The sequence below is a fragment of the Mycobacterium sp. 1245801.1 genome, from assembly GCF_001673055.1.
GTDB classification, from domain to species: Bacteria; Actinomycetota; Actinomycetes; order Mycobacteriales; family Mycobacteriaceae; genus Mycobacterium; species Mycobacterium europaeum_A.
This window is the reverse complement of record NZ_LZKY01000366.1, coordinates 1-10220: the sequence shown is the minus strand read 5'-3', so window position 1 is coordinate 10220 and position 10220 is coordinate 1. Positions and strand designations below refer to the sequence as shown.

Annotated in this window: 10 protein-coding genes and 1 pseudogene; 4 read left to right on the top strand and 7 right to left on the bottom strand. The window is 69.8% G+C overall.

The window, feature by feature from the left end; all coding sequences use genetic code 11:
• Positions 1-1145: YibE/F family protein (locus A5622_RS23145; RefSeq protein WP_066881461.1), on the top strand; the 1145-nt coding region annotated here is incomplete at its 5' end.
• Here A5622_RS23145 and rfbA read toward each other — a convergent pair.
• From rfbA to A5622_RS23130, 3 genes are read right to left on the bottom strand one after another with little or no spacing between them, the layout of a single operon-like run.
• Positions 1087-1962, bottom strand: a complete 876-nt coding sequence (gene rfbA / locus A5622_RS23140) for a glucose-1-phosphate thymidylyltransferase RfbA (RefSeq protein ID WP_066862368.1) — start codon at positions 1960-1962, stop codon at positions 1087-1089. The two genes, A5622_RS23145 and rfbA, sit on opposite strands and share 59 nt — an antisense overlap.
• A gap of 27 nt (positions 1963-1989) precedes the next feature.
• Positions 1990-2361 (bottom strand): nuclear transport factor 2 family protein, encoded by a 372-nt coding sequence (locus tag A5622_RS23135; protein WP_066862372.1) that lies wholly within the window; start codon positions 2359-2361, stop codon positions 1990-1992.
• A gap of 29 nt (positions 2362-2390) precedes the next feature.
• On the bottom strand, positions 2391-3146 hold the full coding sequence (locus A5622_RS23130; protein WP_066862397.1) for a maleylpyruvate isomerase family mycothiol-dependent enzyme: 756 nt from the start codon (positions 3144-3146) through the stop codon (positions 2391-2393).
• A 127-nt stretch (positions 3147-3273) separates the two neighbouring features.
• On the opposite strand from A5622_RS23130, the gene A5622_RS23125 reads away from it, so the two are divergent.
• Both A5622_RS23125 and A5622_RS23120 read left to right on the top strand, forming a co-directional pair.
• The gene (locus tag A5622_RS23125; protein ID WP_066881465.1) at positions 3274-3957 is read left to right on the top strand and encodes a class I SAM-dependent methyltransferase; all 684 of its coding nucleotides are present in this window, start codon (positions 3274-3276) and stop codon (positions 3955-3957) included.
• Positions 3958-4239: 282 nt separating this feature from the next.
• Positions 4240-5604, top strand: a complete 1365-nt coding sequence (locus tag A5622_RS23120) for an MFS transporter (protein ID WP_066881459.1) — start codon at positions 4240-4242, stop codon at positions 5602-5604.
• Here the strand turns inward: A5622_RS23120 and A5622_RS23115 are convergent.
• The 4 genes from A5622_RS23115 to A5622_RS29370 all read right to left on the bottom strand — a co-directional run bounded on the left by A5622_RS23115 (position 5575) and on the right by A5622_RS29370 (position 9900).
• On the bottom strand, positions 5575-6519 hold the full coding sequence (locus tag A5622_RS23115; RefSeq protein WP_066881463.1) for a TauD/TfdA family dioxygenase: 945 nt from the start codon (positions 6517-6519) through the stop codon (positions 5575-5577). The genes A5622_RS23120 and A5622_RS23115 overlap by 30 nt on opposite strands.
• 120 nt (positions 6520-6639) lie before the next feature.
• Positions 6640-7965, bottom strand: a complete 1326-nt coding sequence (locus A5622_RS23110) for a UDP-glucose/GDP-mannose dehydrogenase family protein (RefSeq protein ID WP_066862380.1) — start codon at positions 7963-7965, stop codon at positions 6640-6642.
• 108 nt (positions 7966-8073) lie between these two features.
• Positions 8074-9558 (bottom strand): hypothetical protein, encoded by a 1485-nt coding sequence (locus tag A5622_RS23105; protein WP_231997722.1) that lies wholly within the window; start codon positions 9556-9558, stop codon positions 8074-8076.
• A gap of 189 nt (positions 9559-9747) precedes the next feature.
• On the bottom strand, positions 9748-9900 hold the full coding sequence (locus tag A5622_RS29370) for a hypothetical protein (RefSeq protein WP_156753063.1): 153 nt from the start codon (positions 9898-9900) through the stop codon (positions 9748-9750).
• Here A5622_RS29370 and A5622_RS23100 point away from each other — a divergent pair.
• A pseudogene (locus tag A5622_RS23100) lies at positions 9890-10220 on the top strand (hypothetical protein); the annotation flags it as partial. The gene A5622_RS29370 and the pseudogene A5622_RS23100 sit on opposite strands and share 11 nt — an antisense overlap.

Sequence of the window (10220 nt, the reverse complement as noted above, 5' to 3'; positions counted from 1 at the left end):
TGTTGTGGCCCAGCCGGCAGCACGTCGACATCCCGATGCCGCTGCAGAACGCCGCCGGCGGCGCGGTCAGCACGCAGGCCGGGCACGTGCTGTCCAGCGGGATGGGCGACTGCGGCAGCGCGTCGGTCAGCCAGGTGCTCACCGGCGCGCCGCAACAGGCGCCGCCCGGCGCGGGGCGCTGCGTGCTGACCCAGGTGTCGATCGACTCCGGCCCCAACGCCGGCGCCCAGACGCTGCTGGAGTCCTCCCCCGGCCCGGGACAGCCGAAATTCGCGGTGGGCGACCGCATTCGGCTCGTCCGCCAGGTCGACGACCAGGGCGCCACCAGCTACGCGTTCTACGACTTCGAACGTGGTTGGGCGCTCGCCGGTTTGGCGATCGCGTTCGCGGTGGTGATCGTGGCGGTGGCGCGGTGGCGCGGGCTGCTGGCCCTGGTGGGCATCGTGGTCGCGTTCGTGGTTTTGGTGACGTTTTTGCTGCCGGCGCTGCGCGACGGCGCGCCGGCGGTGCCGGTGGCGCTGGTCGCGTCGGCGGCCATCCTGTACGCGGTCATCTACCTCGCCCACGGGGTCAACCTGCGGACCAGCGCCGCGCTGCTGGGCACCCTGGCGGCCCTCCTGTTGGCCGCCGGATTATCTTGGGCAGCAATACAGTTGGCGCAGCTGACCGGGCTGTCCGACGAGCAGAACAGCACCGTCAGCGCGTATCTGGGCAGCGTGTCGATCGGCGGGCTGCTGCTGGCCGGGTTCATCATCGGGTCACTCGGTGTACTCAACGACGTGACGGTGACCCAGGCCTCGACGGTGTTCGAGCTCGCCCACCTGGGCGGCTCGCGGCGGGCGATCTTCGTCGGCGCCATCCGGGTGGGGCGCGATCACATCGCCAGCACGGTCTACACCCTGGTGCTGGCCTACGCGGGTAGTTCGCTGCCGCTGCTGTTGCTGTTCAGCGTGGCCAACCGCTCGTTGACCGACGTGTTGACCAGCGAGAGCGTGGCCATCGAGATCGCCCGCTCCGCGGTGGGCGGCATGGCGTTGGCGCTGTCGGTACCGCTGACGACGGCGATCGCCGCGGTGCTGGCCAAACCTACTGAAATCGGCTCCGCTCCAACAGATCCAGCAGATAGCCGCCGTAGCCGGACTTGAGCAGGCTCTGGGCGCGCTCGGCCAGCTCGTCGTCGGTGATCCAGCCACGCCGCCACGCCACTTCCTCGGGCACGCTGACCTTCAGGCCCTGCCGGCGTTCCAGGGTGCGCACGAAGTCGCTGGCATCCAGCAGCGAGTCGAACGTCCCGGTGTCCAGCCAGGCCGTGCCGCGGGCCATCACCTCGACCGAGAGCCGGCCCCGGTTCAGGTAGATCTGGTTGACCTCGGTGATCTCGTACTCGCCGCGCGCCGATTTCTTGAGACCCTTGGCGATTTCGATCACGTCGTTGTCGTAGAAGTACAAACCCGGCACCGCGTAATTGGATTTGGGTGTCTTGGGCTTCTCCTCCAGCGACAGCGCCCTGCCGTCGTCGCTGAATTCGACGACACCGTAAGCCGACGGGTTGGCCACCCAGTACGCGAAAACCGCTCCGCCGCTGATGGATTGAAAGCGGCTCAGGCTGGTACCCAGGCCCGGGCCGTAGAAGATGTTGTCGCCCAACACCAATGCCACCGGCTCGTTGCCGATGTGGTCGGCACCCAGCACGAACGCCTGGGCCAGGCCGTCGGGCTTTTCCTGCGTCACGTAGGTGATGTTGACGCCGAATTGCGAGCCGTCGGCCAGCAGCCGCTGGAAGCCCGCCGCGTCGTGCGGGGTGGTGATCACCAGGATGTCGCGGATGCCGGCCATCATCAGGGTGGACAGCGGGTAGTAGACCATCGGTTTGTCGTAGACCGGCAGCAACTGCTTGCTGATGCCCGTGGTGATGGGATGCAGGCGGGTGCCCGACCCGCCGGCCAGGATGATTCCGCGCATGGATAGCTCCTAATGCCTTGATCGGCCCTACTCGACGGCGTCGGACGCGGTGAGCTCGGTGGCCGCCAGCGCCGAGGCCAGGCTGTCGTGCCGGAACACCGAGGTGACGTGGTCGCGCACGACGCGAAACGCCAACGCGTTGGTGGCCGCCTCCGGACCGTCGGGGCTGGTCGCTTTCTGTTCGGCGACGACGATGCCGTCGTGCACGTACAGCTGGCCGAGCTGGGTGCTCGCCCGATGCGAGCCGGCCCAGGTGCGCAGCGCCTCGTGGCCCTGTGCGGCTCCGTGCGCGTCGCCAATCTCGATGTCATCGCTGGACAGCGCGGTCAACGTCTCGAGGTCCGCGGCGTTGAGGGCGTCATGCCATGCCAGAACGGTGGCGATCTCCGATGTGGTCATGGTGTGCAAATTACCGTGCGGCCCCGCGACTAGAGAGGCGTACGGTCCAACCAGCGCTTCCACACGCCGTCGTCGCCGAACAGCTCGACGCCCGTGTCGGCCAGCGGCCGCCGGCGCAGGATCGCCAGCAGCAGCTCGGTCGCGCCCCCGCGCAACGCGGCGCTGCCCTTGCCGTGCTGGTGTGACCAGGCGACCCGGCCGTCTTCGACGGTGATCGTCCATTCGCCGGCCTCCCCCAGCCCGGGATCGGTGGCATGCAGGTGCAGGGTGTCACCCTCCTCGAGCGGAAGCGGCGCGCCCTGGGCGCCCGCCTGGATCGCCACCCGCTCCAGCCATTCGGTGATGCCGTCGGCCGCCACCTCGGCGTCCAGGGTGTATTCGGCGCCCAGCGCGATCGCCGCGTCGGCCCGATGCACCGCGACCTCGTGCAACCGGCGCCGGATCCACCAGTTCGCCGGGCGCGACCCCAGAAACGTCCAGACCGGCGTTTGGACCCCGGTCAGTTCGACGGCGTCGATCAGCCGCTGGGCGCCGCCGTGCAGCCACGGGATGGCACCGGCGGGATCCGGCGGCGGCTTGCCGCCCTCCACCGTGCGGGGGTCGAGGTAGCTGTCGAGGCGCTGACTCACGATCTGCGCCGCCCAGCGATCGCCGCGCCCGACGTGGCGGAAGAGCTGCCGCAGGGTCCAGTCCGGGCAGGTGGGGACCGGCGTGGACTCGTCGACATCGCGGAAGAGCTCCCCGAAGGCCCGGTTCTCGTCGAGAAATTTTCCGGCATAGTCCACGCGGGTCAGGCTACTCGCCGGGCCGCGCGCCCTGCGGTCCCGCGTGCCTTGCGGCGACACCGGCGCGCACTGCAGACTTGTCGTCGATGTCCGGCCCGCCGAATGCCCTTGTCCCCGAGAGGTGCTCATGCCCGAGGCCAATGTGAGCCTTCCGGTCGCCCGCACGGCGATCCGCGAGTTCTGGGAGCGCGAGGGTGCGCAATACGACCAGCGGGCCGCCCACGGCATCTCCTCGGAACCCGAACGTCGACGGTGGACGGACGCCCTGAGTCCGATCCCGCCGGCTTCCCGCGTGCTCGACGTCGCCACGGGCACCGGCTTTGTCGCGCTGTTGCTGGCCGAGCTGGGCCACCAGGTGACCGGCGTCGACGCATCCGAGGCCATGTTGGCGCACGCTCGCGCCAAGGCCGCCGACGGCCGGGTGGCGGTCACCTTCGTCGAGGGCGTGACCGAGAAGCTGCCGTTCGCCGACGCCAGTTTCGATGCCGTGACGGCCCGGCACTTCATCTGGACGGTGCTCGAGCCGCGGCGGGCCTTCGCCGAATGGCGCCGGGTGCTGGCCCCGCGTGGGCTGGTGATCGCCGACATTTCGCTGAATCCCCATGTGGCCGGGCATCACTACGCCGACGACGTCGCTGCCAGCCTGCCATTCCGTGAGATCCCGGATCCGGCACCGGTTGCCGACGCGCTGCGCTCGGCCGGGTTCGACGACGTCGACGTCGAGCTCTTCGACGACGGCGGCGAATACCCCCGCGCGGTGCTGTACGCCCGCACATGTTCGACTGAACCTGTTGTGCGGCAAGCTAATTGACATCGTGCGGCATGCGTGCCGGCATCCGACGGTGAATCGTTTGCGTTCAATCTGATTCCAACCGTCGCCGGCCGCGGGAAACCGCGCTGAGCTGGGCGGGCGCCGCGGATGATCCCCGCGGCGGGAAGGGCTGCGCTCGACCGGGACCCGGCACGGCAATGAAGATGGGGCGCGCGGGCGATCGTCGTCGCTGCGGTCTCTGTGTGCCCCACTCGCGCCGCTCATTTCGCCCGTCACGACGCTTGCGCGTGGACCCGGCCGGCCGACCATCGGAGACCCTCAATGACGATCGCAGCGCAGGGCAGCACCGATCTTTCGGCCCCGCCCGGCGGCGAGGAAGCCGGACCCGGCATGCGCCGGGTGGCCCTGGCCAGCCTCGCCGGCAGCGTGCTGGAGTGGTACGACTTCTTCCTCTACGGCTTCGCGGCCACCCTGGTCTTCGGTCCGCTGTTCTTCCCGCGCGCCTCCTCGACGGCCGGAGTGCTTGCCGCGCTTGGCACTTTCGCCGTCGGCTTCGTCGCCCGGCCGCTGGGCGGCGTGTTGTTCGGGCACCTGGGCGATCGCCTCGGGCGCAAGAAGATGCTGGTGGCCACGCTGTTGATCATGGGGATCCCGTCCTTTCTGATCGGACTGCTCCCCAGCTACGCCGCGATCGGCTGGGCGGCGCCCGCCTTGCTGGTGCTGTTGCGTTTCCTGCAGGGCGTCGGGCTGGGCGGTGAGTGGGCCGGGGCGGTGCTGGTGGTCACCGAGACCAGCCCCCAACACCGCAGCGGCTTCTGGGGATCGCTGGTGCAGACGGGCTCGGCCGTCGGCCAGGGGTTGGCCACCGGATCGCTGTTCATCCTGGCCTCGACGCTCAGCGAGCACAGCTTCGTGACCTGGGGCTGGCGGGTGCCGTTCCTGTTCGGCCTCGCGCTCGGTGTCGTGGGCCTGTTCATCCGGTTGCGGGTGATCGAGTCACCGGAGTTCACCGCGCTGCGGCGCAGCGGCGAGCTGTCACCGTTCCCGTTGCGCGAGGCGGTTCGCCAGCACGGCCGCACGATGCTGATCTGCTTTGCGGTCTATCTCGGCGGCGTGACGGTCCCGTTCTTCATCGAGACCGTGTTCCTCACCGGCTACGGCACCAAAACCCTTGGCCTGCCATCATCTTCGGTGCTGCTGGGCATCTCGGCCGTGCACGTCACCGTGTTCTGGGCGTTGACCGTACTGGGCGGTTGGCTCGCCGATCGCTACGGCGCAGACAAGGTGATCCGCGGCGGCCTGCTCGCATTGCTGACGCTGCCCGCTGCGGGGCTGCTGGCGGTGCTGGCCGCCTCGGCGACGCTGCCGTCGCTGCTGACAACCGAGGTGCTGATCGGCGCGCCGCTGTGGGTCGTCTGGGGCGCGCTGCCCAAATACCTCGCCGAGTCCTTCCCCGCCCGGGTGCGCTACACCGGAATGTCGTTGTCCGGCCAGAGCTCCACCATCATCGGCGGGCTCATTCCGCTGCTGCTCACCTCGGTGGTGGCCCACTACGGCGGGGCGTTGTGGCCGGTCGCGGTGACCACCACCGCCGTGGCGGCTATCGGCCTGCTCGCGTCACAGGTGGGCTCACCGGCCCACGCCCGCGAGCGGGCGTCAGGCAGCCCCGAAGTACTCGCCCTCTAGCGGCTCCGAGCGGCGTCCGTCGGGCCCCACCGGGATGTCGCCGACCAGCGTGATGCGGTGCAGCACCCGCTCCTGGCCCAGGTGCTCGTAATCGCGCGGGGCGAGGTGCAGCGTGGCCCGATTGTCCCAGAACGCAACGCTTCCCGGCTCCCACTTGAACCGGACCGAGTACTCCGGCCGGGCGATCTGCTCGAACAACAGGTCCAGGACGTACCGGCTTTCCCGGGGCGACAGGTCGACGATCTCCCGGGTGAAGAACTGATTGACGTAGACCACCTTCTCGCCGGTCTCGGGATGCACCCGGACCACCGGATGGATCGACGCCAGCGGATTGCTGCGCACCAGGTCCCCGATCTTGGCGCCGCTGCGCTCGAAGGACAAGGTGGCGCCGAACCGGTGCTCGGCGCGCAGCCCGTCGATGAATTCGCGAACCAACGGCGAAAGGCCTTGGTAGACGGCCGCCACATTGGTGAACAGCGTGTCACCGCCGAAGGGCGGGACCACTTCGGCGCGCAGTATCGAATGCGACGGCGGGTTGATCAGAGGTGTCACATCGGCATGCCAGTTGGGGCCGTTCCAGCCCTCCTTATGCCGGTACTCCGAACCGTACCGGCGGTCGTAGGCGGCCGGCGACACGGTATGGATCTGCGGGAAACCCTCGGGCGCGGAATCGCCTTCGTAGGGATGGGCCGAGGTGACCTCACCGAATTGGGCACCGAAAGCGATCTGCGCGGCGTGGTCGAGCTCCTGGTCGCGGAAGAACACCACCTTCCACCTGTGCAGGGCCGACCGGATGACGTCCTTTTCCGCTTCGCTCAGCGGCGCGGCCAGGTCGACGCCGTCGATCACGGCTCCCGTCCAGCCCGACAGCGGAACGACTTCGATATTGGTTTCGGTGGCAGCGGTCGTCGTCAAATCGCTCAATCCTGTCAAGTGTTTGAAAATGCATGCGGTATAGCCTTTTTGAGGCTATCGACAATGCCACCACCGGCAAGCGTTTGTATCGTGCTGAAGCAAAGCCCGCAGCGCTCGGCGTCAGGGCCGCGGCGCGCCCAGGCGGTAGACCCGCCAGCCCGCCCGCTGCCAGCGGGCGGCGTCCAGGCAGTTGCGGCCGTCCACGATGACGCGGGCGCGGACCCGGTCGGCCAGGTCGTCGGGATCCATGTCGACGAACTGGCGCCATTCGGTGAGCACCAGCACCGCATCGGCGCGCTCGCAGGCCTCTTCGACCGAGACCGCGTAGTTCAGCGTCGGGAATAGTCGCTGCGCGTTGTCCAGGGCCTTGGGGTCATAGACGTTGACGGCGGCCCCGTTGAGCTGCAGCTGACCCGCGACGTTGAGCGCGGGTGAGTCACGCACATCGTCGGATTCGGGTTTGAAGGCGGCACCGAGGACGGCGATGTTGGCGCCCAGCAGCGAGCCGCCGCAGGCCGCGCTGGCCAGTTCCACCATTCGGGTGCGGCGGCGCATGTTGATGCTGTCGACCTCGCGCAGGAACGTCAGCGCCTGGTCGGCGCCCAGCTCGCCGGCGCGCGCCATGAAGGCCCGGATGTCCTTGGGCAGGCAGCCTCCGCCGAAACCCAAACCGGCATTGAGGAATTGGCGTCCGATCCGTGGGTCGTAGCCGAGCGCATCGGCCAGCAGGCTGACGTCCGCGCCGGCCGCCTCGCACACCTCGGAAATGGCGTTGATGAACGAAATCTTCGTTGCCAGAAAGGCATTGGCGGAAACCTTGACCAGCTCCGCGGTCTGCAGATCCGTCACCAGGAACGGCACCCCGGCGTCGAGCAGCGGACCGTACAGCTCGCGAACGGCGGCCTCGGCGCGCGTCGAATCCGGTTTGATGCCCAGCACGATCCGGTCCGGGTTGAGGGTGTCCTGTACGGCGTAGCCTTCGCGAAGGAACTCCGGGTTCCAAGCGATTTCGACGTCGACCCCTTGGGGAGCCAGCCCGGCGGCCCGCTGGTTGAGCTCGGCCGCGGTGCCCACCGGAACCGTCGACTTGCCGACCAGCACCGCCGAGGTCGTCAGCCGCGGCACCAGCGCATCGATGACGGCATACACGTGGCGCAGATCAGCGCCGTATTCGCCCTTCTTCTGCGGGGTGCCCACGCCCAGGAAGTGCACGTCCGCGAAGTCGGCGGCCGCGTCATAGTCGGTGCTGAACCGTAGTCGACCGGCGGCCAGGTTCTCCTGCAACAGCTTTCGCAGGCCTGGCTCGTAGAAGGGGATGTCGCCCCCGGCGAGCTTGGCCACCTTGCCGGGGTCGATGTCGATCCCGAGCACGTCGTGTCCCAGAGCCGCCATCCCAACCGCGTGGGTGGCACCGAGGTAACCCGTGCCGAACACGGTGCATCGCATACAACCGGTGTAGGCGGCCCCGATGAGCTGACTGCATCGCAGGGCTGATCGGGAGGCAAACGGCAGATGACAGATGGCTGCCGTCAGGCCCTAGGCGCTCGCTGGGGGTTAGTGGCGACCGAAACCGCCGTGACCTCCGCCGAAGCCGGGGAAGCCGCCACCGCCGCCGCCGTGGCCACCGCCGCCGCCGGGGAGTCCGGGGAAGCCGCCGCCGCCACCACCGTGTCCGCCGCCACCGTGCGGCCCGTCGTCACCGCCGCCGTGCGGACCGAAGCCGCCTCCGGGGGGTCCACCAAAGCCCGGCCCGCCAAGGCCCGGGATCGGCAGCGGGATGGGCACCGGGATAGGCGCCACCGCGGGCGGAGGGGGCGGCGGAGCCACCGGCACCGGAGCGGGAGCCTCCGGCACCGGCACGGGTGCGGGAGCCGCCGGCGCGGGAGCCGGAGCGGGCGCCTCGGGGGCGGGAGCGGGCGCCGGGGCGGCCGCCGGAGCTGGAGCGGGCGCCTCGGGCGCCGGAGCGGGTGCCGCGGGCGCGGGTGCCTGCTCGGGAGCGGGAGCCGCGGGCGCGGGAGCCGGCCGGGTGGGCGCCACCACGACGTTCTGATTCGGGCTGGGCCGCACGTTGGCCGTCGGCCGGATGGCGATGGCCAACGACACGACCAGCGCCACCACCCCGATGACGAAGATCGCCGCCACCGCGCTTCCGACCAGCCGGAACGAGCTGCGCTCGTGGTAGTCCGCGTCGACCAGCGCCGTCGCGGCGGTCTGCGAGCCGGTGAAGAACTCGTCGGGATCGTCGGGCACGGCGCTGTAGGCGAGTCCGTCCGCGCCGGCCTCACCCGGGGTTTCGAAGTAGCCCGGCGCCACGGCCAACGGGTTGATCGCGCCGGTGCCGGGATCCTGCGCGTAGGCCAGGGCCGCGGTGGACGACGAGAACAGCGGGGCGTTCGCCGACGCCAGCGCCGCGCCGCGGGCCAGGGCCGTGTCCGGCTCCTCGGGCGCCGTCAGCGGCAGCGTGGTCGCCGCCTCGAGGGCGGGCTTGATCATCGGGATGTCGATGCCGGAGCCGACGACGAACACGGCGTCCGGGCGCGTCTCCAAGTTCTCCGCGCTGGACACCATCGCGGCCAGCTGGGCGACGGCCGCCTCGTCGTCGGCGGGCAGGGCCTGCCGCTGGACGTCGGCGACGGATCCGTCGGCGCTGTTGACGACCGCCAGCGTCGCGGTGTCGGGCTCGATGTAAAGCAGCGCCGTATTCGCGTAGTTGGTCTGGTGACCCACCGCCTGCGCCAGCGCGGCCGCGGCCAAAAAGGCGGAGACGAGCATCACATTTTCGACCTTGTGGGCCGCCAGCTTGTCGCGCAGCGCGGCGGCCTCGAGCGGGTCGGTGAACGTGACGCCGGTCGACGCCAGTTGATAGCCGCCCTCTGCCGCGCCCTGACGGGTCCCCAAGATGGCCGAAACTACCTGGTCCGAGGCGGTTACCGTTGCTGCATCGGCAGCGGCGGCGACGTCGAAATTGTCTTCGTCGACGGTCGCGCCGTCGCCGTTTTCCCCCTCGACCAGCACCATCCGGACTGCCGTCGGCGCCATCGACACACCAAGTACGGTGTCCAAAGCTCCTCCAATAGTCGGTTGCTAGCCAATAACGGTGAGGGCGGGCCTCGTCGCACGCATTGGTGGCGCGAGAGATCGCTTGGTCCCCACCGTTATTCCCCTAGTAACCCGATTTTACGCTCGTTCGCCGCCGCGGGGGTGGCCCGGGACCGGGCCTCGGCCGGCCTACGGGGACGGAATCCCAGGCCCCAGATGGCGGTGCAGCCAGTCGTCCAGGTTGTGGTGGTCGCCGGAATGCGGTGAGGGCTGCGGCGGCGCCTCGCTGGCCGCGGCGAACGCGAAGCTGGGCGCGCCGCGAACGGTCGCGATGAGCGCCACGCAGACCGCCTCGGCCGCGGCGGCCGAGCTCGCCTACAGCGCCGAGGACGACCCGGCCTCCGACGCCCACCGGCTCTCGGGCACCCCGGCGCAGCAGCGCCGCAGCCGCAAGTCGATCGTGACCATCGCCGCCGTCGCGGCGGTGTTCGTCGGCGGCGTCGCGGCGTTGACGCTGGCACTGATCTTCGGGAATCGGCCGCCCGCGGACCAGCGGCCCGACGTCGGCACGGATGTCGTCGCGCCGCACCATCCGGACTGCCGTCGGCGCCATCGACACACCAAGTACGGTGTCCAAAGCTCCTCCAATAGTCGGTTGCTAG

What these genes read in the sequence shown, in the direction of transcription:
- A5622_RS23125 (WP_066881465.1), top strand. Translation starts at nt 3,274, where the DNA reads ATGCCCGAGGCCAATGTGAGCCTTCCGGTCGCCCGCACGGCGATCCGC.
- A5622_RS23105 (WP_231997722.1), bottom strand. Translation starts at nt 9,558, where the DNA reads ATGGCGCCGACGGCAGTCCGGATGGTGCTGGTCGAGGGGGAAAACGGC.
- A5622_RS23135 (WP_066862372.1), bottom strand. Translation starts at nt 2,361, where the DNA reads ATGACCACATCGGAGATCGCCACCGTTCTGGCATGGCATGACGCCCTC.
- rfbA (WP_066862368.1), bottom strand. Translation starts at nt 1,962, where the DNA reads ATGCGCGGAATCATCCTGGCCGGCGGGTCGGGCACCCGCCTGCATCCC.
- A5622_RS23110 (WP_066862380.1), bottom strand. Translation starts at nt 7,965, where the DNA reads ATGCGATGCACCGTGTTCGGCACGGGTTACCTCGGTGCCACCCACGCG.
- A5622_RS23120 (WP_066881459.1), top strand. Translation starts at nt 4,240, where the DNA reads ATGACGATCGCAGCGCAGGGCAGCACCGATCTTTCGGCCCCGCCCGGC.